Genomic DNA, 25,294 nt, shown 5'->3' with positions numbered 1-25,294 from the left:
GCAAGGGCTTCAGACCCCTTTCTCCCGTACGAAATCAAGAATCAGACGCCCCAGCAGCTCGGGCCGCTCGAGATGCACGTCGTGACCGGCGCCGGGCAGGCTGACGCCCCGCAGCCCGGGCTGGAGCCGGGCCATCTCCGCGTACTGCTCGCGCCCGATGATTCCGCCCTCCCCGAGCACGGCAAGACCGGGGCAGCGGACGGCCGCCCACTCCTCCCGGAAGTCCCTCCGCGCGTTCTCGTCGAGGGACCGCTCCATCACGTCGGGGTCGAAGCGCGGCCAGAGGCCGCCGTCGCGCTCCTCGAGCCCGTCGGCCCACCCCTCCCCGACGGCCCGCTTGCCGTCCCCGAGGTACGCGACGGCCGCCTCCCGCGAGGGGAACGGCACCGGCCAGGCCCGCAGCCAGCCCCCGATCTGCTCCGGCAGCCCGGGCTCGGGCTCGCCGGGCCCGGCCTCGACGAGGACGAGCGCGCGCGGCAGACCGGGCTGGGCGGCGGCGGTGAGGAGCGCGGTGTGTCCGCCGAGGGACTGGCCGATCAACAGGGGCCGTACGAGCCCGAGTTCCTCGACGACGGCGAGGACGTCGGCGACGTACGCGGCACGGGAGACGTCCGCCGGGAGCCGCTCGCTGCTCCCGTGCCCGCGCTGGTCGAGGGCGACGACCCGGTGGCCGGCGTCGCGGAGCAGCGGGGCGAGGGCGTCCCACTCGCCGGCGTGCCCGGCGAGCCCGTGCAGGAGGAGGGTGTCGGCGCCGGACCCGCCGCTCCCGCCCCAGTCGCGGCAGGACAGCCGTACGCCGTCACGTACGAGAACACGCTCGGTCCAGGAAGAAGAGCTCATCCGGCAATGATCCCCGGCGGGTGGAGGAGCTGGTCGGCGACGGCGGTGCGGGCGTAGAGGACGGAGCGGCCGCTGCGGTGGGCGGTGACGAGGCCGGCGTTCCGGAGGGCGATGAGGTGCTGGGAGACGCCGGCGGCGGACATGCCGCAGTGGGTGGCGAGCTGGGTGGTGGAGGCGGGGGTGTCGAGTTCGGTGAGGAGGAGGGTGCGGGAGCGGCCGAGGACGGCGGCGACGGCGTCGGTGGCGTCGGTGGTACGAGGCTCCCAGACGCTCCCGAAGCCCCGTGCGGGATAGGCGAGTTGAGGGGGGTCGGGATGTACGGAACGGGTGAGGACCTGGGGCCAGGCGAAGACGGAGGGGATGAGCAGCAGCCCGGAGCCGGCCTGGTCGCGGGTGAGCGAGCAGTGGCGCCGTACGAGCCGCAGGGTGCCGTCGTCCCACCGCACGGTCTCGTGGAGTTCGCTCAGGACCCGCGCGGAACCGTGCTCGGCGACCTGCCGGGCACGGTGGAAGACATCGGCTTCCAGGACCTTCTGGATGCGGGCCCAGTAGGGGGCGAGGGCGAGCTCCCAGTAGGTCTCGATCTCGTCGGTGACCTTGGGGAGGACGGCCGCGGGGTCCTCGCGGAGCAGCCGGAGCCGTGATGCGCCGACCCCTTTCCTCTCCAGGGTGTCGACGTCGTCGACGACGTCGGCGGGGCGGGAGCGGCGCATGGCTTCGAGCTCGGCGTCGAGGGTGGGGAAGGGCCCGTCGGGGGTGGGGTTGAGGAAGTCGGCGAGGTAGCCGCGGGCGGGGATGAGGGCGGCGAGCCAGCCGCGATCGAGGCCGGCGCGGACGAGGCGGGGCCGGACCTGGGCGGCCCAGCGGCTGTGGGCGGGGGAGTCGCGGTGGTGGGCGACGATGCGGTAGCTGGTGACGACCTCCCACACGGGGGAGACGGCGAAACGGGTCTGGGCGAGGTCGGCGGCGGAGAAACTGAGCCCGGCTTCCATGCGTGCGACGTCCTGGAGTAGGCGAATGGATTCGCTCTGACCTTAATCATTGGAGGGCCGCGGGGCGGCAAAACGAAACTCCCCCCATGCCTACGACCCGCACCACCCCACCCCGCACCTCCCCTTCGGCGTTCCGCGGCCTCCCCTCCGTGGTCTGGACGATCTTCGCGGGAACGATCGTCAATCGCCTCGGCTACCTGGTCACGCCGTTCCTGGTGTTCTTCCTGGCCTCGCGGGGAGTGACGGGCGGGGAGTCCACGTACGTACTCGGCGCGCTCGGCGCGGGCAACCTGATCGGCCCGGCCGTGGGCGGCATCCTCGCCGACCGCATCGGCCGCCGTCCCACGATGCTGATCGGCCTGATCGGGGCGTCGGCGGCGCAGGGGGCCCTGTTCCTGGCGCCGGGGGTGTGGACGATGGCGGCGGCGGCGCTGCTGATCAGCGCGGCGGGCAGCCTGGTCCCGCCGGCGGCGTACGCACTGCTGGCGGACGCCGTGGACAGCGAACGGCGGCGGCGCGCCTACGCCCTCTTCGGCTGGGGCGTGAACATCGGCACGGCGGTGGCGGGAGTCCTGGGCGGCTACCTGGCGGCGCACGGGTACTGGCTCCTCTTCGCCGTGGACGCGGGCTCGATGCTGCTGTACGCGCTGGTGGTGGCGGTCCGCATCGAGGAACCGAAGCGCGGGCCGCGGGAAAACCGGCAGAAGGACGGCATCGGCTACGGCGTGGTGATCCGCGACCGTCTGGCGATGCTTCTGCTCCCGCTCTTCGGGGTCCAGCTCTTCGTGTACTCGCTGACGGAGGTCGCGCTGCCGCTCGCGGTCCGCGACAGCGGCCTCTCGCCGGCGGTGTACGGGGCGATGGCGGCGGTCAACGCGATCATGGTGGTCGCGCTCCAGCCCTTCGCGACGGCCTGGCTGTCCCGCCTGCCGCAGCTGGCGGTGCAGAGCGGGGGCAGTGCGCTGATCGCACTGGGCGTCGCACTGACGGGCCTGGCGGACAGTGTCATGGGCTACACGCTCTCGGTGGTGACCTGGTCGCTGGGCGAGGTGGTCGTCGCAGGCATCGCGGCGGGCCTCTTCGCCAACCTGGCCCCGGAGCACGCCCGTGGCCGCTACCAGGGGGCGTTCAGCTGGACGTGGGGGGTGGCGCGCTTCGGGGCGCTGACGCTGGGGGTGACGACGTACACGACCCTGGGCCCGGCGACGCTGTGGTGGACGGCACTGGCGGCGGGCACGGCGACGGCGGCGACGACACTGACGCTGAAGCGCCGGGTGGACCGCCGGATGGAGCACACCCTGGCGGCCTGAAGTCCAAGGGGGAGGGGTCGCGGCCCCGCCCGCGACCCCTCCCGGTCAATCCCGCCGGATGTGCTCGGGATCGATATGGCGCCGCACCATGGGCACGGAGGCGACCGCGGCGGCGAGCATGACCCCCAGCGCGGAGGCGAACAGCAGGGGCAACCCCTCCCAGTCCCAGTGCACCGCACCGCCCCCGGTGATCAGATAACTGGACTCGGCAAGCCACCCGGTCACGATGGCGGCCCCCAGCCCCACGACCAACGGCAACAACACCTGCACCACCTGCACCACCCGCAACGTCCCGGCCCGAGCCCCCAACAAGGCCAACGCGGTCACCTGCCCCCGCCGCTCCAGGGCCCGATCGGCCACGGACACGACGAAGGCGGCCACGCCGATGACGAGCCCGAGCACCATCCCGACGACGAGCAGACTCCGAATCACGGTCAACTGAGCCAGCGAGTCGATGACAATCCCGACGGGCTCCACGGAGGCGGTGGGGGCAACGGCCCCGATGCCGTCGAGTACGGCGCGGACGGTGTCGGGGTCGGCGTCGCTCACGAGGGTGAGGGTGCCCTCTGCGTCTGCCAGGTTGGGAGGAAGGAGGGATGGGGGCACGAGAAGGGAGCCCGACCGGAAGAGCGGGACGTCCCAGGGGCGTACGTCGATTTGCTTGGAGGGCACGGCGAGAAGGACCTGCCGGCCGTCGGCAAGGGCGAAGGGGTAGCGCTCCCCGGGCTTTGGGTCGTACTCGAACGGCGACCGGTCATCGCGCAGTTGCATGATCTGGCCGTCAACGCAGCCAGCGGCCATCTTTGTGTACGCGGAGAGTTGTGTGCAGGTGGCGGCCACCACATCGGCGCGTGCCACATCGCTCCCGTCCAACGGATCCCAGGAACTGTACGAAACGACCGTGGTCTGCACGCCGGGCACTTTGGCAAGCGCTGCCCGCTGTGTAGGCGACACGTCGCTCAGGCGGATGTCGTACTGCTGAACGGGAGCCGTTAGCCGACTGACCTGGTCCAGTTCGATGAGTACTCCCTGCGTGAGCGAGGCCCCGAATACCAACAGCACCAGTCCAGTGACCACACGCAGTGAGGAACCAGGGTCAATCTCTGTACGCCGCATGGCCAAGGCAACCGGCAAGGACTTAGCCGCACTGGCCAGCCGTCGAGCGAGGGACGCTGTGACGGGTGCCAACCCGAAAACAAGTCCGGCACCCGTAAACAAAACCGCACCAGGCACGAGTAGGGAGCTGGCCGGTCCTCCTGACGGATCCCGCCCCACGACACTGAGCAGGCAGTATCCGGCAATGATCCCGATCCCGGGGATCAGAAGCAGCGTCCCGAACACTTTCGGAGGCTTGCGCTCTCCGGTTCGTCGCACACCGATGGGGGACACAGCGGCCCGCCGCGCACTGAACTGCCCTACCACCCATGCGAGTGCCGGGCACCCAAGTAGACAAACCGCAGTGGTCGCCAACCCCGGTCGCCCGTCGGCCGGGTACCAGTGCAACCCGGGCAGCCCGACTCGTGCCATGACCTCGTTGGCGCCCAAGTACCCCGTGATTCCGAGCAGAGCCCCGACCGAGGCAGCCATGAAACTTTCCCCGGCGTTGACCCGCAAGGTGTCCTTCATGCTGAGTCCGACAAGGCGGAGGGCGGCGAGCCGCCGGGCACGCGATTCGCCGGAAAGCCGTGCGCAGACGGAGAGGAAGATCACGAGAGGGAGCAGCACGATGCACACGAGAGTGAAACGCAAGATGGTGAGTGTCGAAGGGTCGACGATCTCACGCCAAGACCGACCGGCGCCGAAGCTACCCAGTTCCTTCGCTTCGGTGAGCTTCTCTGGAGTGGTTCCGATGTAGGCGTACAGATCTTGGCTGTCGCCCAAGCCTTCCGGGGCGATGGTGCCGGTTACTCGGCCGGGGACAAGCCCTGATGTCCTCGGATTTGCCGCCAGAACCTCAGTGAGCTTCGGCGAAATGATTGCTTCGCCGTCGCTGGGCAGCCTCTCGATACCAGGTGGTACAGGAGTGGGGGTGTGCCCAGGGCCCTTCCGCGCGATGAAAACGCGATGTAGCGGCTGTGACCCGTACGGGTCTCTAAACTCCTGGTACAGAACGGTACTTGTGCCCGGACGCGGCTCGCGGGCGGCTGTGCGCGCATCGTGCGCGTTCAGGATCGACGGGATGGTGAGAACGGCAGCGAGACACGCCACTCCGAGCCCTGAGCCGAGAGCCATCAACAGGAAGCGGACTCGTCCCCGTCGCCCGCTGCCCCACAGCAGGCGCATTCCGAGAACGAACGTATTCACGCTGCCACCCGCTGGGTCAGCACACCGTCCGACATCGTGTACTGACTATCAGCCTTCGCCGCGACCTCGGCGTCATGTGTGACGATGACGACGGCCGTCTTTTGTCTCCGTGCCAGTTGCAAGAACTCCCTCAGCACTGCAGCGGCGTTGACGCTGTCAAGCGCACCTGTTGGTTCATCCGCGAACACCACGTCCGGGCGGTGGACCAGAGCGCGTGCAACCGCAACGCGTTGGCTCTGACCGCCCGATAGCTTCGACGTCCTCCGACGTAGCAGATCGCCCATTCCCAGCCGCTTTAGCACCTGGCCGGCCATCACGTGGGCATGCGCCTTGCTGATCCCCGCGAGTCGGAGAGGTAGGGCCGTGTTCTCTTCGACGGTCAGCTCTGGCAACAGCTCCCCATACTGGAACACGAAGCCGAGTCGGGTTCGGCGCAGGGCGCTGAGTTCTCCGTCGGGCAGGTGCGAGAGCTGCACTCCATCAAAGGTTACGGTGCCGCTAGTCGGAGGTAGAACTCCAGCGAGGCAGTACAACAGCGATGACTTTCCCGACCCGCTGCTACCCATGATGGCGGCCACTTCGCCGCGCTTGAGCGTGAAATCCGCGTTACTTACGGCCTGCTCGGTGCCGTAGGTCAAACCCACGCCGTTGGCGCGGAGGATGATGTCCATCGTGGTGCGCTCTCTGGAGAAAAGGAGCCGCCCGGAGGCGGCTCCCGGAAAGGTTGACTACCGTCGCTCGAAAAGCCGTTCTGGCGAGCAGTAGTCGGGCCGCAGGGAGCCACGGTCGATGCATGCGTGCATCCGCACCATGTTGGTCCTGAGAACCGCGCCGTCGGAAAACACCTTGTCGATCTTGACGCGCTTCCTCTGGACGCCAGTTACTTGGCCCCATGAGTAGCCTTCGACCTTGACGCGGAGATACACGTTGTGACCGTCGTTGATGTTCTCGTCTCGCAGCTCCCCCTTCACGTGAAGTCCGCTCGGTACCTTGTTTGCCGCTTGCCATTGGTAGGTCCCGACAAACCCGACACCAGGCGTCCTCATGACCAATTTGTGCGGCGAGTCGGCCGCCGCCGCCCCCATCCCTCCGAAGAACAGCCCCGCAGCCACCGCCACTGCCGCCAACTTCCTCATTGATCGCCCCTCGTTGAAGTGAGTGTGCCGACTGGTCATCACAGAAAGTATCGGCATCACTACAGATCGGATGCAGAAGGAACGTACCTCCCGCCAATCACCCCCCGATCCAGTGAACGAGGCCCTCTGGGAGCCGCGTTCAGTCGTGTGGGCCATCTCGGCCTATGTCGACTCAGGCCTGGGCGTGGTGTCAGGGCATGTGAGGGGATTGCATAAGACTGCAGCAACAACCGCTAGCGGTAAGCGAGTTCGAGAGCGTGGCGACGTACCGCACGACGGCGCGGCGGCCGCACCGGAGGGCAGCCTGCCGTCCTCCCGCGAGGAGCATCGCCGTTGACGGACGACGGGGGCCGCTGTGTCGCCGCATCGAGGGCCTGGTCAGCTGCCGCTTCCTCGGCCTGACCCGCCGCCCTCGCCGCAGGCCCCACGGCGGCAGCAGGTGCTGGCCGGTGGAGGCCGTTCGGGTGCGAGGTGCATCGGGCAAGGGTGGCGCCGTCGGGCTCTCGCCCCCGTGGGGGTGATCACCGGTGCGCCTGCGCGAACCGCAACCGCTCACTCAGTCCCTGGGGCCCTGCACTTTCCGGGCGATGTCTTCGAGGGCGGCGAGGTCCTCGGAGGTGAGGCGGTCGATGAAGTGGTGGCGTACCGAGGCGACGTGAGCCGGGGCGGCGGTCGCGAGCGTGTCGAGGCCGTGCTCGGTGAGGACGAGGAAGCAGCCCCTTCCGTCGGCCGGGTCCGGTTCGCGCCGCAGCAGGCCGCGCTCTTCCATCCGGGTGGCGTGCCGGGAGAGGCGGCTGCGTGACCAGTTCATCTTCGCGGCCTGCTCGCGCAGGGAGCTGGTGTGCCGGGGGCGCTCCGACAGGGTGCTCAGTACCTCGTAGTCGGGCTCGGAGAGTCCGACCTCGACGAGGTCCCGCGCCGTGCCGGCCTGAACGGCGGCCACCATGTGGCGGAAGGCGCGCCACGCGCGCTCCTCGTCCGGGCTCAGCCAGTGAGCGGTCTGGTCCGCCGGTTTCGTTGACATGTAATCAATCTACCGGCTAATTTCGTTTCCATGTCAACGACAAGCTTGCGTGTCCTCGTGCTCGTGTGCAGCAACCGTCCCGGCGCCCTCGGGCCGGCGGTGGGGGAGTGGCTGGTCGGAGCGCTCGCGCCCCGCACCGTGGAACTCGGCGTCGAGCTCGTGCCCGTGGCGCTCGGTGACCTCGGCCTGCCGTTCCTCGACGAAGAGGAACATCCGGCGGCAGGCGCGTACCGGAACGAGCACACACGACGCTGGAGCGCGATCGCGGACGCTGCGGACGGATTCGTCGTCGTGACCCCGGAGTACAACCACGGGATGCCGGCGACGTTGAAGAACGCGCTGGACTACCTCTACCGGGAATGGGCCTGGAAGCCGATCGGCTTCGTCAGCTACGGCAACACGTCGGCCGGCACCCGGGCCGTGCACCACGCCAAGCAGGTCGCGACCACGCTACGCCTGGTTCCGCTGGGCTCCACGGTCGCGATACGCCTCAGCGACGCGGTGGAGAACGGACGCGTCCGCCCCGCCCCGGCTCTCGTCGGTGCGGCCCACCGCGTCATGGACGAGTTGGTGAGGGTGGCCCATGCCCTGCGTCCGCTGCGCGAGCGCGAACAAAGCGGAACGGTGCCCGGCCCGCTGTCGGGGTCGTACGTGCGGCGACTGACCCCCGATGATGCGCCCGAGGTCACCGTGCTGCAGCGGTGCTGCTGGGTGGATGAGGCTCTCGCGAACGACACCTTGGCCGTGCGCGCCCTGCACGAGTCGCCGCAGCAGGTCCGCGGCTGGCTCGCGACCTGGCACGCCACGGGGCTCTGGCGGGACGGCCGCCTCCTGGGCATGGCGCGGGTTCGACGCAGCGGCACCGACTGGCACGTGGGCCGTCTCTGCGTCGCCCCGGACCTGCGCGGCCAGGGCCTGGGCCGCTGGCTGCTCCGCACCGTCGAGTCCGCTGCCGAACCGGGTTGCCTTCGGGCGGTGCTGTCCACCGGCGCCCGGAGCACGCGGAACATCGCGCTCTACGAGAGCGAGGGGTATGGAGCGGCCCCGCACTCCAGCGCGGACGGGACGGCCTGCCTCATCAAGAACCTGGTGCTGTAGGCGGCCCGGCTTCCAGGGCCTGCCCGGTGGAACGACGAAGGCCCGGACCGCTGGGCGGTCCGAGCCTTCGTGAAAGCGGAGGAGACGAGATTCGAACTCGTGAGGGGTTGCCCCCCAACGCGCTTTCCACATGTTCGTACGGGGGTCCGGCTGGGGTCGTAGGTTTCCTGACCTGCGGCGGAGCGTTCCGGGTGGCTCCGTCCGGACGGGGGCGAATGAGACCGGAACTGAGACCGTGACGGTCACTTGCCGGCGTCAGGCCCGTACCACTGGAGGGCTTGCCCGGTGATGGCGGCGATGCACTCGAAGTCGCGGTCGCGGTGCAGGAGAGTGAGGCCCTGGAGCTCGGCGGTGGCGGCTACGACCAGGTCGACCGCCCCGGCGCTGCGGTGCTGATCTCGTTTGGTCAGGGTTTCCTGGACCTGCCAGGCCCGGCTGTATGCCCGATCGTCCACAGGGACCCACCCGAAGAGGAGGCGCAGGTCTTCGATTCCCTGCGCGCGGTCGTCGGCGGTGCGGGCGCTGTAGAAGTACTTGAGTTCGGTGATCGGGCAGGTCGCGATGAGGCCTGCCGCTGCGGCCCGGTCCCATCCGTACTGCTCGGCATCACCGCGCAAGAACCGGGCGAGGGCGCTGGTGTCGATGAGGAACTGGGCCGAGTTCACCGACGGTAATTCCTCTTGTCGTCGAAGAGCTCAAGGTCGAAGGCCCCCTCGCCTGCCGCCGCGCGCAGGCGAGTGAGCGCGAGTGCTCTGCGCCAGCAGTGACGCTCCCGCCGATCATGACGAGGCCGGGGCCTTAACCATGCCCTGGCGGCATGACGCCGTGGATGCGGGAGAGGGTGAAGACACGCTCGGCGTCCCGAAGGTGGCACCAGGCTTCGAGGTAGGGCGGGTCGAGGTCGAGGCCGCTGAGGGTACGGACGGTGCGGCTGCCCGAGGCGGCGACGTACTCGACGGTGATGGCCGTGCCCGTGTCGACGGCGTGGGCCAGCTGGCGGACGTCGGTGTACGTCAGCTGCTTCGCGTATCCGGCGACGATCTCCTCGGTGTCCGTGCCGAAGGGACCCCCGGTGCCCAATGGATCGGGCTCCGGAACGGTCGGCGGGGTGGCCAGCAGTCGGACCGCCAGGCCGGACGAGTCGACTGCGGCAGGCGCCTTCGCCGTTTGGTGTGCTGAGCGTCCGGTGCCGGCCTTCGTGGTGGCCTTCCGAGGGGCCGGAACGGCGGCGGCCCGTCGAGGCGGCGCCTTCTCGATGCGTACGGTCCCGTCCGCGGCCTCGGCGACGGGCGCATAGCCCTGGTCCCGGAGCGCGGCGAGGGTCTTGTCGGGCGAGCTGCCGCTGAGGAGCACTGTCGGGGCGAGCTGCCGCAGCCCGAGTGCGGCGAGTGCCCGGTGGGCGGCGAGCTCGGCCAGGAGCGTGGGTTCGTCGCTGTGGATGACGCAGGCGGCGGGGGCGATGCGCATACGGCCGTGACGGCGGGCGGCGTCGGCGACGAGATAGGACAGGGGCTGCGGCAGGGGCCCGTCGGCGACGGCGGTCAGCTCGGCCGAGATCTCGTCCGGAGCGCGACCGGTGTCCAGGGCGCGGCGGACGCTGTCGCCGCTGAACCGCCATACCGAGGCCGTGCCGCTGGTCTCCCGGTCGGCGGTCGAATCCAGGAGCTCGGCCAGGCGTGCGGAGGGCGTACCGGTGACGACGGCGGTGAGGTCGCCGCCGAACCGGGCTGTTCTCGTGGCCTCCGGAAGCAGCCGCCGGCATGCGTCGGCCAATTCCTCCCGGTCACCGGTCACCAGGGCCGCACCGAGCCGGGAGAGAGCGCCTCGGGCGATGACGCCCGTCAGTTCGGCCTCGCGGACCGTCGCGGCGAAGGGCGTCTCGTCGTGGAACGACGGATGAGCGAGCGGACGGTGCCAGGCGACGAGCGGACCCAGATCGGTGCCGACCTGCACACTCTGCCCCTCGGGAAGCGTCGCCGCCGCTGCGAGCAGCCCGCGCCGAGCCTGCAGGCAGGCGCTGCAGCGAGGGACCCCGGCCAGAGCAGCAAGCGACCTGTCGTCCTCGTCGCGGGACTGCGAGGGAGTGAACTGCAGGTTCCACCATGCGTGAAGCAGGTCGGCGAACTGCGCTGCCGGTTCCTGCGCCGCCCAGGTGTCGTACACCGCGGTGGGTGCGATGCGGTCGCCGTCGGCGCCCAGCAACCCGACCGAGTGGGCGATCTCCAGGGTGATGCGTACCACCGCGTCGTCGGTCTGCGCGGCCTTGCCGATCCGCCCCAGTTCACGCGCGCCGACGCCGCCGGACTTCAGCCGGGCCGGTGGAGCCGCCGAGCAGACTGACAGGACCGAGACGGCGTGGGTCGCGAAGGCCGTGGCGGCTGCGGTCGCCTCCCGGTCCACCTCCACCGCGGGGACGGGCACCAGCTTCGCCACGGGCGGTACGGGATCGAACGGTGCACGCCAGTCCGGCCCGCGCAGCGCGAGTGTCACTTCGGCGGGCATGCGGGCCGGCCCGTATCCGTGGCGGTTGCGGATCAGGAACCCCCTGTCCAGGGCCCATCGCTCACCCGGCGGGACATCGGCCATGGGGGCTCCGAACACGACGAATTCCGTGTGTTGCGGTGCGGACTTCGCCTGTCGCTCCAGCAGCTGCCGGGCGGCCGAAGGGGCCTTCGCGATCACCGCGGCGACGCGCTGCGGATCGCCGTGGTGTTCCAGGACGGCGGCCGTGCGCTGCTGCCTGGTGCCGGGCGGCTTGATGCCCAGTGCCACGAGCATGCCGCGCAGCTCCTCGGAGGTCACGCCTTCCAGCAGCTCCTCCAGCGGTGCGTCCAGCCCGAGAGGCGCGTCCCACGCCTGCCGCAAGGGGGCGGCCATGTGGAGATTCCCGTCGCCGTCCGGCCAGACCAGTGCGTGATCGGCCAGAGCCTCCAGAGCGGCGTCCAGTTCCCGAGCGGCAGTGGGTGCCGTCGCGCCCAGCGCCCTCGCCAGGGCGCTGCGCGACAGGGATGCTTTCAAGGCGGCCAGGGTCTCGGCCACTTGGAGGCAGGGCAGCGGTAGCTGCGGCAGGACGAGCGCCACCGAGCCTGGCCGCAGAAGACGTTCCGCCAACTCCTCCATGGAACATGGCTCCGGTGGTGCCACGGCGTCCTTCCGTGTCCCGAGTACGCGCGACAGCCGTGGGGCGTCGAGACCGGCCAGCCAGGCCGTGAGCGTGGATCGGGACGTCATGGGGAACACCTCGCGAGGCCGGGAAACACGGCTCGGGACCGGAGCGGCCCCGAGCGGAGCCAAGAATCGCGCATTCGATGGGCCCACCGTCGCCACTCAGGGGGAGTTCACGCGCAGAGGGCGGGCCGTCGATGGGGCTGGAGTGTGGGCGATCCTGGCGCGCCGTACGAGATGTCGTGAATGCCTGAGGTAAACGAGACTGGAACCGAGACCAGGACATGCCGAAGAACCCGGCCGCTGAAGCGGTCCGGGTTCTTCGTTTCGCCTGTTCAGGCGGCTGCGGAGGATACGAGATTCGAACTCGTGAGGGGTTGCCCCCAACACGCTTTCCAAGCGTGCGCCCTAGGCCTCTAGGCGAATCCTCCGGGGAGAACATTACATGACCGGAGAGGGTGCTCGCGCACGCCGATCCTGGCGGGGGTCCGTCGAAGGGTGCAGGTCGGTGGGGATGGCCGGGGCGGGGTTCGGATCGGGTACGCTGGGCGCAGCCCCTCACGCGGTGCTATCTGACTGAACTCCCCCAGGGCCGGAAGGCAGCAAGGGTAGGTCGGCTCTGGCAGGTGCGTGGGGGGCGCTTGCGTTCCCGCCCCTCTCCGGACGCCGACCGGTTTTCCCGGGTTGTCGGTGGGCGCCTATAACCTCGTATACGTGTCGTCTCTCGCGCTGTACCGCCGCTATCGCCCCGAGTCCTTCGCCGAGGTCATCGGGCAGGAGCATGTCACCGACCCGTTGCAGCAGGCCCTGCGGAACAACCGGGTCAATCACGCGTACCTGTTCAGCGGGCCGCGGGGGTGCGGAAAGACGACCAGCGCGCGCATTCTCGCGCGGTGTCTGAACTGTGAGCAGGGGCCTACCCCGACACCCTGCGGCGAGTGCCAGTCCTGTCGGGACCTCGCGCGCAACGGGCCCGGCTCCATCGACGTCATCGAGATCGACGCCGCCTCGCACGGTGGTGTGGACGACGCCCGTGACCTGCGGGAGAAGGCCTTCTTCGGGCCCGCATCCAGCCGGTACAAGATCTACATCATCGACGAGGCCCACATGGTCACCTCGGCGGGCTTCAACGCCCTCCTGAAGGTGGTCGAGGAGCCGCCGGAGCATCTCAAGTTCATCTTCGCCACCACGGAGCCCGAGAAGGTCATCGGGACCATCCGGTCCCGGACCCACCACTACCCCTTCCGGCTCGTGCCGCCGGGGACGCTCAGGGACTACCTCGGCGAGGTCTGCGGGCGCGAGGGCATTCCCGTCGAGGACGGCGTGCTGCCGCTCGTCGTGCGCGCAGGCGCCGGTTCCGTGCGTGACTCGATGTCCGTCATGGACCAGCTGCTCGCCGGGGCCGCCGACGACGGTGTGACCTATGCCATGGCGACCTCTCTTCTCGGATATACGGACGGGTCCCTGCTGGACTCCGTCGTCGACGCCTTCGCGGCCGGGGACGGCGCCGCCGCCTTCGAGGTCGTCGACCGGGTCATCGAGGGCGGGAACGACCCTCGTCGGTTCGTCGCCGACCTCCTGGAGCGGCTGCGGGACCTCGTGATCCTCGCCGCCGTGCCCGACGCCGCCGAGAAGGGGCTCATCGACGCCCCCGTCGACGTCATCGAGCGCATGCAGGCGCAGGCGTCGGTCTTCGGGGCCGCCGAGCTCAGCCGCGCCGCCGATCTGGTGAACGCCGGACTGACCGAGATGCGCGGTGCCACCTCGCCCCGGCTCCAGCTGGAGCTGATCTGCGCGCGCGTGCTGCTGCCGGCCGCCTTCGACGACGAGCGTTCCGTCCAGGCGCGGCTCGACCGGCTGGAGCGCGGGGCCGCCGCCGCACCCGCCGCCGCGCCCGTCTTCACGCCCGGACCGCCGGCCGCCGCCATGGGGTACGTGCCCGGGCCCGAGGCCCACACCCCGATGGCCCCGCCGCCGCCCGCCCCCGCACCCGTCCAGCAGCCGGCCCCCGCTCCCGTACAGGAGCAGCCCGCGCCCGCCGGTCCCCGGCCCGGGGCCTGGCCCGGTGCCGCCACCCCCGGTGGCGGTGCGCCCGGCGCCTGGCCCGGCGCGTCCGCGCCCGCGGCGCCCGCCGCCCCGGCCCCCGCGCCCGTCCAGGCGCAGCCTGCGCCGCAGGCCCCCGCTCCGGCCTCCGGCGGCGGGGACACGGCCCAGGTGCGGAACCTGTGGCCGCAGATCCTCGACGCCGTGAAGAACCGGCGCCGCTTCACCTGGATCCTGCTCAGCCAGAACGCCCAGGTGGCAGGGTTCGACGGCACGACCCTCCAGCTCGGCTTCCTCAACGCCGGCGCCCGCGACAACTTCGCGAGCAGCGGCAGCGAGGACGTCCTCAAGCAGGCCCTCGCCGAGCAGTTCAACGTGAACTGGAAGATCGAGGCGATCATCGACCCCTCGGGCGGCTCCGCGCCCCCGCCCGCCGCCACCGGCTTCGGAGGCGGATCCGGCGGATCAGGCGGGGGCGGCTTCGGAGGGTCGGGCGGCGGCCGCCCGCCCGCTCCCGCTCCCTCCTTCCAGCAGGCCGCGCCGCCCGCCCCCGTGCAGGCGCAGCCCGCTCCCGCCCCGAGCTTCCAGCAGGCCCCGGCGCCCGCCCCCGCGCCCGCGTACACGCCGCCCGCGCCGCAGCCCGTGGCGCCCGAGGACGACGTCCCGGAGGAGGACGACCCGGACCTCGTCGACTCCGCGCTCTCCGGGCACGACCTGATCGTGCGCGAGCTGGGAGCCACCGTTGTGGAGGAATACACGAACGAGTAGGGGCGTCTCGCTCGGTGGCCCGCACAAGGGGCATCCCGGTCGGCGGGCTACCCTGGCAGGCGTGAAGGTCCTCGTCATCGGCGGCGGCGCCCGCGAACACGCCCTGTGCCGCTCTCTCTCCCTCGATCCCGACGTCACCGCTCTGCACTGCGCGCCCGGCAACGCCGGAATCGCGGAGGTCGCCGAACTGCACCCCGTCGACCAGCTGGACGGCGCGGCCGTCGCCGCGCTCGCCACCGAGCTGGGCGCCGAGCTCGTCGTCGTCGGCCCGGAGGCCCCGCTCGTCGCCGGCGTCGCCGACGCCGTGCGCGCGGCCGGCATCCCGGTCTTCGGCCCGTCCCAGGCCGCGGCGCAGCTGGAGGGCTCCAAGGCGTTCGCCAAGGACGTCATGGCCGGCGCCGGTGTCCCCACCGCCCGCAGCTACGTCTGCACGACCCCGGCCGAGATCGACGAGGCGCTCGACGCCTTCGGCGCTCCGTACGTGGTGAAGGACGACGGTCTCGCCGCCGGCAAGGGCGTCGTCGTCACCGAGGACCTCGACAAGGCCAGGGCGCACGCGCTCGCGTGCGACCGGGTGGTCATCGAGGAGTACCTGGACGGCCCCGAGGTCTCCCTCTTCGCGATCACCGACGGCACGACCGTCCTCCCGCTGAAGCCCGCGCAGGACTTCAAGCGCGCGCTCGACGGCGACGAGGGCCCGAACACCGGCGGCATGGGTGCCTACTCGCCGCTGCCCTGGGCCGACCCGAAGCTGGTCGAGGAGGTCCTGGAGACCGTCCTGCAGCCGACGGTCGACGAGCTGCGCCGCCGCGGCACCCCGTTCTCCGGCCTGCTGTACGCGGGTCTGGCGATCACCAGCCGTGGCGTGCGGGTCATCGAGTTCAACGCGCGCTTCGGCGACCCGGAGACCCAGGTCGTCCTGGCCCGTCTGAAGACCCCGCTCGCGGGCGTCCTGCTGCGTTCCGCCAACGGCACCCTGGACGACCAGGCCCCGCTGAGCTGGAGCGACGAGGCCGCCGTGACCGTGGTCATCGCCTCGCACAACTACCCGGACACCCCGCGCACGGGCGACCCGATCGAGGGCCTGGACGAGGTCGCGGAGAAGGACGCCCCGCACGCGTACGTGCTCCACGCCGGTACGAAGCGGGGCGAGGACGGCGCGGTCCTGAGCGCCGGCGGGCGCGTCCTCTCGGTCACCGCCACCGGTTCGGACCTGGCGCAGGCCCGCGAGCGGGCGTACGCGGCGGTCGGCCGCATCCGCCTTGACGGTTCGCAGCACCGTACGGACATCGCGCGGAAGGCCTCCGAGGCCTGATCCTTCTGAATTCCGGCCGAATTCGCCGGATTCCACTTGTGGCCGTGGGGTGCGGAACCTGTGCACCACACGGCCACAAGTGCGCCATCACCTTTACCCAAAGCCATTCCATCGAGTGACGGCTCGGCCATACGGATGACGCCCGCCAAAGCCCCAACTAGGGTGCGGCGAAGGCATTCCGGCACTTGGCCCACCGGCATTGCGATGTCAGTGGCGGGTGCCACAGTGGGGGAGTGAGCAACACCGCCACAGGCAGTCCCGTCGAGGGCAGGAGGGGGTGATGAACGGCGTGTCCGGTACCGGTTCCGTTGTCGGCGAGGAGTGGGGTGCGCGCGCCGCGCGCTCCCGGGCCCTCGCCGTCCTCCGCGTCCGCGGCAGGGCACTGGGCCTCGCGGTGCTCCCCGCCGCGGTGGCCGTCGTCCTGTACGCGGGCGGGGTCACCGGCCACTTCACGGGAGCCGGCTGGGACACGGCCCGCTGGGTCGTGACCGTCCTCGCCGTGCTCGTCCTCCTCGCCGCCGCGGCCGTCGCCGTCGTCGTCGCCCGGGCCCGTCCCGCGGCCACGCCGACGGTGGAGCTCGCCGAGACCGCCGCCCCCGATCTGTACCGCCTGGTCCGCGACCTGGCGGACCGGCTGGGCGTCCCGGCGCCCGCCGCGATAGCCCTGACGCCGGACTGCGACAGCTGGCTGGAGGACCGCACCCACCGGGCCCACCGGCTGCACCGCACGTCCGGCGGCGACGGAGCCCCGGTCCTTGTCATAGGCTCGCCGTTCCTGTGGTGGATGCGCGTCGGCGAGCTGCGGGCGGTCCTCGCCCCCGTCGTCGCCGGTACGGGACCGGCCGCCCATCCCGACATAGCCGCCGCCCGCCGCTTCGTCCGCGGCCTCGACGCCGCCGTCGCCGTGCCCCGGGACCCCGGCCTCGACCCGGTCCGCCGGCTCGGTGCCCACGGCGTCGGGCAGGTCGCCCGTGTGCTGCTGCGCGCCTGTCGCGGGCACGCCGCCGAGATGGAGCGGGGGGTCGCCGCCGCCGGCTCGGAGCGCGCCCAGGCCGTGGACTACGGCGTACGGATCGTCGCCCAGGAGCAGGTCGGCCTGGCCTACGCGGGCTGGGACCGGCTGCTGACCCGGGTCGCGCTGCCCGCCTGGCGCATGGGCCGCTGGCCCGCCAAGCTCGACGCGGGCGTGGTCTCCGCGCTGACCGAGCTCTCCCGCCGAGACCGGCTCGCGGAGGGCTTCTCCTCCCGGCTCGGCGAGCGCCCCGCCTGCGACCTCCTGGAGGAGCCCGGCGCCGTCGACGAGGCCACCTCGCTGCTCGCCGCCCGCCTCTTCCACGGCGGTCCCGCCGAGCCCGGCCCCGACTGGGCCCCGGTCGAGTGGAGCCAGTACCCCGAAGAGGTCGTCGACCGGAAGTGGCGCACCGACGCCGCCCGCCTGCACCAGGTCCTCGACGGTCTGGGCGTGGCCGGGAACTCCGGCGGCCCGGGTTCCGGCGAGGCGGGCCCCACCCTGACCCGTGTGATGGCCCACCTGACGACGTCCCGGCCCGAGCTCCCCGAGGAGTCCGCTGCGGACCCCGACGAGGACGACGAGCCGGTGAACCCGGCCGCCGAGGCGCTCGCCGGAGCGCTCAGCGCGCTCTGCGCGCGCGAGGAGGCGGCCCGGGAGGCCCGCGTGGCCGCGGCGGCCGAGACCGCCCGCACGGCCGAGAAGAGCGGGAAGGCCGAGAGGAGCGGGGCACCCCAGAAGAGCCGGGCGACCGGGCCGCACGTGGCCGTCAGCGGTCCCGACGGGCCCCTGCCGCTGTTCCCGCTCCAGCCGCCCCGTACCGGCCGTGACCTGCTCGCCGACCACGTGACCGCGATGGTCTGCTGTGCGGCCGTGGACACCGCCGAGGCCGCCCCCGGTCTCGACTGGCTCGACGGACCGGCCCTGCTCGTCGGCGGCGAGCGCGCGGCGGACCTCGGTCCCCGGGTCCTCGCCCTCGTCGAGGACGGTGACCCGGAGCCCCTGCGGGCCTGGCTCACCCTCACCGGGGTGCGTCCGGAGAAGCCCGTACGCCTGGTCTGAGCGCGGCCGGACGAGCGAGAACCCGGAGCCTCGGCTTCCACTCTCGTCAATTCGCGACGAACGGTGACGGAGTGCGTGCGTTATGTGATGTGCTGGAGACCGTCACTGACAGAGGCACGCATCAGAGGCACGCACCACAGGCACGAAGACACAGCACGAAGACACGGGCACGAAGACAGAGGCAAGAAGACAGAGGCACGAGCCACAGGCACTGACCGGCCGACCGGGGGAGTCGAGGGAGGGGCGCACATGGGGGCGGAGCAGATCAGACGGTGGGAGTCGGGTGCGCTCGCGCACGCCGTCTCCGATCCCTTCGGCCAGGGCCCGCTGCCCTGGCTGCGCGGCTCGGAGAACTACTTCGACGACACCGGGCAGATGGTTCCCTGGTACGCGGACGAGATCCTGGCCCGGGGCGGCACCGGCGGCCCCCGCACGGCCGACGACGTCCGGCGCCAGATCAAGGGCTTCGCGTCCGACGGGGCCGTGGCGCCGGGCGAGTCCATCGACTTCCACATCACCGTGGACCCGCCGCAGCAGTTCTCGGTCGACGTCTACCGGATCGGACACTACGGCGGCGACGGCGCCGCGAAGATCACCACCAGCCCGCGCCTCTCCGGGATCGTCCAGCCGGCCCCGCTCACCGCCGACCGCACGGTCTCCTGCCACCACTGGTGGCAGTCCTGGCGGCTGCAGGTCCCCACGTACTGGTCGATCGGCGCGTACGTCGCGGTCCTCACGACCGCCGACGGCTACCGCTCGCACATCCCCTTCACGGTCCGCGACAACCACCCGGCGGATCTGCTCCTCGTCCTCCCGGACGTGACCTGGCAGGCGTACAACCTCTACCCGGAGGACGGCCACACGGGCGCCAGCCTCTACCACGCCTGGGACGAGGAGGGCCGACTGCTCGGCGAGGAGGAGGCGGCCGTCACCGTCTCCTTCGACCGTCCGTACGCGGGCGCGGGGCTCCCCCTGCACGTCGGCCACGCCTACGACTTCATCCGCTGGGCCGAGCGCTACGGCTACGACCTGGCGTACGCGGAGACCCGCGACCTGCACGCCGGCCGGGTCGACCCGAGCCGCTACCGGGGTCTCGTCTTCCCGGGCCACGACGAGTACTGGTCGGCACCGATGCGCCGGACCGTCGAACTCGCCCGCGACCAGGGCACCTCGCTCGTCTTCCTCTCCGCCAACACCATGTACTGGCAGGTGGAGCTGGGCCCTTCGCCGTCCGGGGTGCCGGACCGCCTCCTCACCTGCCGCAAGCGGCGCGGCCCCGGCCGCCCCGCGCTCTGGCGCGAGGTCGACCGGCCCGAGCAGCAGCTCCTCGGCATCCAGTACGCGGGCCGGGTGCCCGAACCGCACCCGCTGGTCGTGCGGAACGCCGACCACTGGCTCTGGGATGCCACCGGCGCCGGTGACGGCGACGAGCTCCCGGGCCTGGTCGCGGGCGAGGCCGACCGCTACTTCCCGCGCACCGCGCTCCCGGAGCACCAGGGCCGCATCCTGCTCTCCCACTCGCCGTACCGGGACAGCGAAGGCGCCCTGCGCCACCAGGAGACGAGTCTCTACCGGGCGCCGTCCGGGGCGTGGGTCTTCGCCTCCGGCACCTTCGCCTGGTCGCCGGCGCTCGACCGGCCGGGCCATGTCGACGCCCGGGTGCAGCGCGCCACCGCGAACCTCCTCGACCGCATCTGCAAGAGGGAGTGAGCGCGGGCTCACAGGGTCCGACGGCGGGATCCGTCCCCACGTGCGAGAGAATCGGACACGCTCCTGGATCAACCTACGCGGAGGAACCGTGTCCGGATTCGTAGAAAAGCCCGAGCCCGTCCAGGTCCCGGGCCTCACCCATCTCCACACGGGCAAGGTCCGCGACCTGTACCGGAACGAGGCGGGCGACCTCGTGATGGTGGCGAGCGACCGCCTGTCGGCCTACGACTGGGTGCTGCCCACCGAGATCCCCGACAAGGGCCGGGTCCTCACCAAGCTCTCCCTGTGGTGGTTCGACAAGCTCGCCGACCTGGCCCCGAACCACGTGATCTCGACCGAGCTGCCGGCCGGCGCGCCCGCCGACTGGGAGGGCCGCACCCTCATCTGCAAGTCGCTCGACATGGTCCCGGTCGAGTGCGTCGCCCGTGGCTACCTCACCGGATCCGGCCTGCTCGAGTACGACGAGTCCCGCACGGTCTGCGGCCTCGCCCTGCCCGAGGGCCTCACGGACGGCTCCGAGCTGCCCGCCCCGATCTTCACCCCGGCCACCAAGGCCGCGGTCGGCGACCACGACGAGAACGTCTCGTACGAGGAGGTCGCCCGCCAGGTCGGCGCCGAGACCGCCGCGCTGCTGCGCCAGACGACCCTCGCCGTCTACTCCCGGGCCCGTGACATCGCCCGTGAGCGCGGCATCATCCTGGCGGACACCAAGTTCGAGTTCGGCTTCGACGGGGAGACGCTCGTCCTCGCCGACGAGGTCCTCACCCCGGACTCCTCGCGCTTCTGGCCGGCCGCCGAGTGGGAGCCGGGCCGCGCCCAGCCCTCGTACGACAAGCAGATCGTGCGGAACTGGCTGACCTCCCCGGCCTCCGGCTGGGACCGCAAGAGCGAGCAGCCGCCGCCGGCCCTGCCGCAGGAGGTCGTGGAGAAGACCCGCGCCAAGTACATCGAGGCGTACGAGCTCCTCACCGGCCTGAGCTGGAGCTAGGGAACGAGAAAGCCCCCGGTCGATTCGACCGGGGGCTTTCTTCGTGGAGCGGACGACGAGATTCGAACTCGCGACCCTCACCTTGGCAAGGTGATGCTCTACCAACTGAGCCACGTCCGCATGCGCCGTAGCGCGCTGCTAACTATACCCAACCTGGACGGTGCTTGTGACACACCGCCGTGTGGGGCCCTTCACACTCTCCGGAGAGACGACAAAGGCCCCGGTTCCTGAGAACCGGGGCCTTTGATCCCTGAGCGGACGACGAGATTCGAACTCGCGACCCTCACCTTGGCAAGGTGATGCTCTACCAACTGAGCCACGTCCGCATTGCTACCGGTCAGCTTTCGCTGCTCGGTGCGAGCACCACTCTACCTGATCCACCGGAGTGGTCGGTAACGCGATCTCGCAGAGCGGGTGACAGGGATTGCACACTGCGCCTTCCCCCTGGAAGGGGGCTGTTCTGCTACTGAACTACACCCGCACGCTGCTGGGGACTTGGCTTTTTCGGCCTCGCCCCTCGGCGTGATCCAGACTCTAGCGGATCAAGGGGGGTGCAATGCAAATCGGCTCGGACCGAGGCCCTCCGCCCGGGCTCGCCCCCCCCCGCAGCGCCTGCGCGGCCGCGGCCTCAGCTCGCCGCGCGGAACGCCTCGTAGACGCGCTTCGGGATGCGGCCGCGGGCGGGGACGTCCATCTTGTTGGACTGGGCCCAGGCGCGGACCGCCGCCGGATCGGGGGCGAGGGCGGTGTGGGTGTACGAGTCGGCCGGGGCGCCCCGACGGGCCGCCGGCCTGGCCGGCAGCTTGCGGCCGGCGGCGAGGTAGGGCGCGAGGGCCTTGCGGAGTTTCTTTGCATTGGCAGCATTCAGGTCGATCTCGTACATCTTCCCGTCGAGGCCGAACGCGACCGTTTCAGCCGCTTCTCCGCCGTCGATGTCGTCGGAGAGAGTGACCACCACACGCTGAGCCACGGATATCGGTCCTTTCCTGCGGCCGCCGAGGTCGACGGAGCGCTTGTGGCGCCCCTGAAGTGCGACGATGCCGACCATACGGCTGTGCCGGGACAATGCTGCTTTCTTCTGGATTCCTTTGTACAGCGGTGGGCGTCGCATTGTGAAGCCCTGTCAATTGTTTCAGCGTGTCCCGGTGCAATGCGGTCCGCAATATTTCACTGGAATTTTGTGTGGAGTGCGTGCCCGGCGGGCGGAAGGTTCTTCGTGCCGGCACGCCCCTCCTGAACCGTGCTTTTGTAGGATCCTTCAGATCTCTACCCGCGTAGAATTTGGAGGCAGGTACGCTGAGGGAACCGCCCACGCAACACACCACCGGGAGTGCCAGTGGCACGCGTCGTAGTCGACGTCATGCTCAAGCCGGAGATCCTCGACCCTCAGGGGCAGGCGGTGCAGCGTGCACTGCCTCGCCTGGGATTCGCCGGAATCGCCGACGTCCGTCAGGGGAAGCGCTTCGAGCTGGAGGTGGAGGGACCGGTCGACGACGCCGCCCTCGCCCGCATCCATGAGATGGCCGAAACCTTCCTCGCCAACACCGTGATCGAAGACTTCGTCGTGAAGGTGGAGTCGTGACCGCACGCATCGGCGTCGTCACGTTCCCCGGAACGCTCGACGACCAGGACGCGCTGCGTGCCGCCCGCCTGGCGGGCGCCGAGCCCGTCTCGCTCTGGCACCGCGACAAGGACCTCAAGCAGGTCGACGCCGTGGTCCTGGCCGGCGGCTTCTCCTACGGCGACTACCTGCGGGCCGGAGCCATCTCCCGCTTCTCGCCGGTGATGGAGACCATCATCGAGCAGGCGAAGGCGGGCATGCCCGTCCTCGGCATCTGCAACGGCTTCCAGATCCTCACCGAGGCCCATCTGCTGCCGGGCGCGATGCTGCGCAACAACCACCTCCACTTCATCTGCCGCGACCAGAAGCTGCGGGTGGAGAACGCGGAGACCGCCTGGACCTCGGACTACGTCCAGGGCCAGGAGATCGAGGTCCCGCTCAAGAACATGGACGGCCGGTACGTCGCCGACGAGCGCACGCTCGACGAGCTGGAGGCCGAGGGGCGGGTGGCCTTCCGCTACCTGGACATGAACCCCAACGGCTCGCTGCGCGACATCGCGGGCATCACCAACGCCGCGGGCAACGTGGTCGGCCTCATGCCGCACCCGGAGCACGCCGTCGAGCCGCTGGTCGGCACCGGCAAGACGGACGGCCTCGGTTTCTTCACCTCGATCCTCAAGAAGCTGGTCAACGCCTGATGAGCCTCGACACCGTCAAGCACGCGAGCGAGACGCCGGACAGCGAGCAGCCCTGGAAGGAGCTCGGCCTCAAGGAGGACGAGTACGCGCGCATCCGCGAGATCCTCGGCCGCCGTCCCACCGGCGCCGAGCTCGCCATGTACTCCGTCATGTGGTCCGAGCACTGCTCCTACAAGAGCAGCAAGGTCCACCTGAAGCAGTTCGGCGAGAAGACCCCCGAGAACGACGCCATGCTCGTCGGCATCGGCGAGAACGCGGGCGTCGTCGACGTCGGCCAGGGGTACGCGGTCACCTTCAAGGTGGAGTCGCACAACCACCCCTCGTACATCGAGCCCTACCAGGGCGCGGCCACCGGCGTCGGCGGCATCGTCCGCGACATCCTCGCCATGGGCGCCCGCCCGGTCGCGGTCGTCGACCCGCTGCGCTTCGGCGCGGCCGACCACCCCGACACCAAGCGCGTGCTGCCCGGTGTCGTCGCCGGCATCGGCGGCTACGGCAACTGCCTGGGCCTGCCGAACATCGGCGGCGAGGTCGTCTTCGACTCCTGCTACCAGGGCAACCCGCTGGTCAACGCCGGCTGCATCGGCGTGATGAAGCACGAGGACATCCACCTCGCCAAGGCCTCCGGCCCCGGCAACAAGGTCATCCTGTACGGCGCCCGCACGGGTGGCGACGGCATCGGCGGCGTCTCGGTCCTCGCGTCCGAGACCTTCGACGACACCAAGCCCACCAAGCGCCCCGCCGTCCAGGTCGGCGACCCCTTCCAGGAGAAGCTCCTCATCGAGTGCACCCTGGAGATCTTCAAGGAGAAGCTCGTCGCGGGCATCCAGGACCTCGGCGGCGCCGGGCTCTCCTGCGCCACGTCCGAGCTGGCCTCCGCCGGTTCCGGCGGCATGCGGGTCGACCTGGAGAAGGTGCACCTGCGCGACGCGACGCTCTCGCCCGAGGAGATCCTCATGAGCGAGTCGCAGGAGCGCATGTGCGCGATCGTCGAGCCGCAGCACGTCGACCGCTTCCTGGAGATCTGCGAGAAGTGGGACGTCATCGCCGTCGTCATCGGTGAGGTGACCGAGGGCGAGCGCCTGGAGATCTTCTGGCACGGCGAGCAGATCGTCGACGTGCCGCCGCGCTCCGTCGCCCACGAGGGCCCGACCTACCACCGGCCGTTCGCGCGCCCGCAGTGGCAGGACGCCCTCCAGGCCGACGACGCCGGCAAGCTGCCCCGGCCGCAGAACGGCGCCGAGCTGAAGGACCAGGTCCTCAAGCTCGTCTCCTCCCCGAACCAGGCCTCGAAGTCCTGGATCACGGACCAGTACGACCGGTTCGTGCAGGGCAACACGGTCCTGGCGCAGCCCGAGGACGCGGGCATGGTCCGCATCGACGAGGAGACCAACCTCGGCGTGGCCATGGCGACCGACGGCAACGGCCGGTACGCCAAGCTCGACCCGTACACGGGTGCGCAGCTCGCGCTGGCGGAGGCGTACCGCAACGTCGCCGCCTCCGGTGCGAAGCCGCTGGCGATCTCGGACTGCCTGAACTTCGGTTCGCCCGAGGACCCGGACGTGATGTGGCAGTTCGCCGAGGCCACCCGTGGTCTCGCGGACGGCTGCCTCCAGCTCGGCACCCCGGTCACCGGCGGCAACGTGTCGCTGTACAACCAGACCGGTGAGGTCGCCATCCACCCGACGCCCGTCGTGGCCGTCCTCGGTGTGATCGACGACGTCAACCGCCGCACCCCGATCGCCTTCGCGGAAGAGGGCCAGCTCCTCTACCTGCTCGGCGACACCAAGGAGGAGTTCGGCGGCTCGGCCTGGTCCGAGGTGATCCACCAGCACCTCGGCGGCATGCCGCCGGCCGTGGACCTCGACCGGGAGAAGCTGCTCGGCGAGATCCTGATCTCGGCCTCGCGCGACGGCATGATCGACGCGGCGCACGACCTGTCCGACGGCGGTCTCGTGCAGGCGGTCGTCGAGTCCTGCCTGCGCGGCGGGAACGGCGCGCGCCTGGTCGTCCCCGAGGGCCTGGACGCCTTCACGTTCCTCTTCAGCGAGTCGGCCGGCCGCGCGGTCGTCGCCGTCCCGCGCAGCGAGGAGCTCCGCTTCACCGACATGTGCGGTGCGCGTGGTCTGCCGGCGACCCGGATCGGTGTCGTCGACGGTGACGCGGTCGACGTGCAGGGCGAGTTCGCGCTCTCCCTGACGGAGCTGCGTGAGGCGCACGAGGCGACGATCCCGGGCCTGCTGGCCTGATCGGTCCCGTACGAAGCGGAGC

19 protein-coding genes, 4 tRNA genes, 1 other RNA gene and 1 pseudogene are annotated in these 25,294 nt (G+C 70.8%); 11 read left to right on the top strand and 14 right to left on the bottom strand.

Translation table 11 applies throughout. The annotated features are described in order from the left end of the window. Positions 1-9 precede the first annotated feature (9 nt). Both ABT041_RS18725 and ABT041_RS18720 read right to left on the bottom strand, forming a co-directional pair. Positions 10-840, bottom strand: a complete 831-nt coding sequence (locus ABT041_RS18725) for an alpha/beta fold hydrolase (protein WP_351185584.1) — start codon at positions 838-840, stop codon at positions 10-12. Continuing rightward, the gene (locus tag ABT041_RS18720) at positions 837-1,832 is read right to left on the bottom strand and encodes an ArsR/SmtB family transcription factor (RefSeq protein WP_351185581.1); all 996 of its coding nucleotides are present in this window, start codon (positions 1,830-1,832) and stop codon (positions 837-839) included. Before ABT041_RS18720 ends, ABT041_RS18725 begins: the two co-directional genes overlap by 4 nt. 86 nt (positions 1,833-1,918) lie before the next feature. On the opposite strand from ABT041_RS18720, the gene ABT041_RS18715 reads away from it, so the two are divergent. Continuing rightward, complete coding sequence (locus tag ABT041_RS18715; RefSeq protein ID WP_351185578.1) at positions 1,919-3,142, top strand: MFS transporter; 1,224 nt, start codon at positions 1,919-1,921, stop codon at positions 3,140-3,142. Between the two features lie 45 nt (positions 3,143-3,187). Here ABT041_RS18715 and ABT041_RS18710 read toward each other — a convergent pair whose 3' ends face one another. The 4 genes from ABT041_RS18710 to ABT041_RS18695 all read right to left on the bottom strand — a co-directional run bounded on the left by ABT041_RS18710 (position 3,188) and on the right by ABT041_RS18695 (position 7,606). Further along, on the bottom strand, positions 3,188-5,425 hold the full coding sequence (locus tag ABT041_RS18710; protein ID WP_351185870.1) for an FtsX-like permease family protein: 2,238 nt from the start codon (positions 5,423-5,425) through the stop codon (positions 3,188-3,190). Between the two features lie 17 nt (positions 5,426-5,442). Next, positions 5,443-6,117 carry an ABC transporter ATP-binding protein gene (locus tag ABT041_RS18705; protein ID WP_351185575.1) on the bottom strand — a complete coding sequence of 225 codons (675 nt, stop codon included), beginning with the start codon at positions 6,115-6,117 and terminating at the stop codon, positions 5,443-5,445. Between the two features lie 57 nt (positions 6,118-6,174). Beyond that, entirely contained in the window at positions 6,175-6,621 is a 447-nt protein-coding gene (locus ABT041_RS18700) for a hypothetical protein (RefSeq protein ID WP_351185572.1), read from the bottom strand. Positions 6,622-7,138: 517 nt separating this feature from the next. After that, on the bottom strand, positions 7,139-7,606 hold the full coding sequence (locus tag ABT041_RS18695; protein ID WP_351185569.1) for a MarR family winged helix-turn-helix transcriptional regulator: 468 nt from the start codon (positions 7,604-7,606) through the stop codon (positions 7,139-7,141). Positions 7,607-7,636: 30 nt separating this feature from the next. Here ABT041_RS18695 and ABT041_RS18690 point away from each other — a divergent pair, with 30 nt between their 5' ends. After that, a complete protein-coding gene (locus ABT041_RS18690) occupies positions 7,637-8,704 on the top strand; it encodes a GNAT family N-acetyltransferase (RefSeq protein WP_351185566.1) in 1,068 nt (355 codons plus the stop codon). Between the two features lie 242 nt (positions 8,705-8,946). On the opposite strand, the gene ABT041_RS18685 is transcribed toward ABT041_RS18690, so the two are convergent. The 4 genes and pseudogenes from ABT041_RS18685 to ABT041_RS18670 form a co-directional block, all read right to left on the bottom strand. Next, positions 8,947-9,369 (bottom strand): PIN domain nuclease, encoded by a 423-nt coding sequence (locus ABT041_RS18685; RefSeq protein WP_351185563.1) that lies wholly within the window; start codon positions 9,367-9,369, stop codon positions 8,947-8,949. Next, positions 9,366-9,461 (bottom strand): annotated as a pseudogene (locus tag ABT041_RS18680) (type II toxin-antitoxin system VapB family antitoxin); the annotation flags it as partial. The gene ABT041_RS18685 and the pseudogene ABT041_RS18680, both read right to left, overlap by 4 nt. Before the next feature lie 41 nt (positions 9,462-9,502). Beyond that, positions 9,503-11,935: a helicase-associated domain-containing protein gene (locus ABT041_RS18675; RefSeq protein WP_351185560.1), complete on the bottom strand. Its 2,433-nt coding sequence runs from the start codon at positions 11,933-11,935 to the stop codon at positions 9,503-9,505. A gap of 280 nt (positions 11,936-12,215) precedes the next feature. After that, positions 12,216-12,300, bottom strand: a tRNA-Ser gene (locus ABT041_RS18670). A gap of 118 nt (positions 12,301-12,418) precedes the next feature. Here ABT041_RS18670 and ffs point away from each other — a divergent pair. The 6 genes from ffs to ABT041_RS18640 all read left to right on the top strand — a co-directional run bounded on the left by ffs (position 12,419) and on the right by ABT041_RS18640 (position 20,764). Further along, an RNA gene (gene ffs, locus ABT041_RS18665) (signal recognition particle sRNA small type) lies at positions 12,419-12,517 on the top strand. Between the two features lie 66 nt (positions 12,518-12,583). Beyond that, positions 12,584-14,680 carry a DNA polymerase III subunit gamma and tau gene (locus ABT041_RS18660; RefSeq protein WP_351185557.1) on the top strand — a complete coding sequence of 699 codons (2,097 nt, stop codon included), beginning with the start codon at positions 12,584-12,586 and terminating at the stop codon, positions 14,678-14,680. A 61-nt stretch (positions 14,681-14,741) separates the two neighbouring features. Next, positions 14,742-15,995 (top strand): phosphoribosylamine--glycine ligase, encoded by a 1,254-nt coding sequence (gene purD, locus ABT041_RS18655; protein ID WP_351185554.1) that lies wholly within the window; start codon positions 14,742-14,744, stop codon positions 15,993-15,995. A gap of 280 nt (positions 15,996-16,275) precedes the next feature. After that, entirely contained in the window at positions 16,276-18,066 is a 1,791-nt protein-coding gene (locus ABT041_RS18650) for a M48 family metalloprotease (protein ID WP_351185551.1), read from the top strand. A gap of 249 nt (positions 18,067-18,315) precedes the next feature. Further along, positions 18,316-19,776 carry a N,N-dimethylformamidase beta subunit family domain-containing protein gene (locus ABT041_RS18645; protein WP_351185548.1) on the top strand — a complete coding sequence of 487 codons (1,461 nt, stop codon included), beginning with the start codon at positions 18,316-18,318 and terminating at the stop codon, positions 19,774-19,776. A gap of 88 nt (positions 19,777-19,864) precedes the next feature. Continuing rightward, complete coding sequence (locus ABT041_RS18640; protein WP_351185545.1) at positions 19,865-20,764, top strand: phosphoribosylaminoimidazolesuccinocarboxamide synthase; 900 nt, start codon at positions 19,865-19,867, stop codon at positions 20,762-20,764. A gap of 44 nt (positions 20,765-20,808) precedes the next feature. Here the strand turns inward: ABT041_RS18640 and ABT041_RS18635 are convergent. The 4 genes from ABT041_RS18635 to ABT041_RS18620 all read right to left on the bottom strand — a co-directional run bounded on the left by ABT041_RS18635 (position 20,809) and on the right by ABT041_RS18620 (position 21,734). Continuing rightward, positions 20,809-20,884: transfer RNA gene (locus ABT041_RS18635), tRNA-Gly, on the bottom strand. A 133-nt stretch (positions 20,885-21,017) separates the two neighbouring features. After that, positions 21,018-21,090: transfer RNA gene (locus ABT041_RS18630), tRNA-Gly, on the bottom strand. A gap of 83 nt (positions 21,091-21,173) precedes the next feature. Then, positions 21,174-21,245 (bottom strand) — tRNA-Gly (locus ABT041_RS18625). 147 nt (positions 21,246-21,392) lie between these two features. Beyond that, positions 21,393-21,734: a histone-like nucleoid-structuring protein Lsr2 gene (locus ABT041_RS18620; RefSeq protein ID WP_351185542.1), complete on the bottom strand. Its 342-nt coding sequence runs from the start codon at positions 21,732-21,734 to the stop codon at positions 21,393-21,395. A 366-nt stretch (positions 21,735-22,100) separates the two neighbouring features. Here ABT041_RS18620 and purS point away from each other — a divergent pair, with 366 nt between their 5' ends. The 3 genes from purS to purL are packed head-to-tail and all read left to right on the top strand — an operon-like array spanning position 22,101 to position 25,272. Further along, positions 22,101-22,346 (top strand): phosphoribosylformylglycinamidine synthase subunit PurS, encoded by a 246-nt coding sequence (purS, locus tag ABT041_RS18615; protein ID WP_015035032.1) that lies wholly within the window; start codon positions 22,101-22,103, stop codon positions 22,344-22,346. Continuing rightward, positions 22,343-23,023 (top strand): phosphoribosylformylglycinamidine synthase subunit PurQ, encoded by a 681-nt coding sequence (purQ, locus tag ABT041_RS18610; protein WP_351185539.1) that lies wholly within the window; start codon positions 22,343-22,345, stop codon positions 23,021-23,023. Before purS ends, purQ begins: the two co-directional genes overlap by 4 nt. Further along, a complete protein-coding gene (gene purL / locus ABT041_RS18605) occupies positions 23,023-25,272 on the top strand; it encodes a phosphoribosylformylglycinamidine synthase subunit PurL (protein WP_351185537.1) in 2,250 nt (749 codons plus the stop codon). Before purQ ends, purL begins: the two co-directional genes overlap by 1 nt. Positions 25,273-25,294 lie beyond the last annotated feature (22 nt).

The sequence above is a fragment of the Streptomyces sp. NPDC002825 genome, assembly GCF_040295385.1.
In the GTDB taxonomy this organism is placed as follows: domain Bacteria; phylum Actinomycetota; class Actinomycetes; order Streptomycetales; family Streptomycetaceae; genus Streptomyces.
Note: the sequence above shows the minus strand (reverse complement) of the source record. Positions and strands in the feature narration are given on the sequence as shown.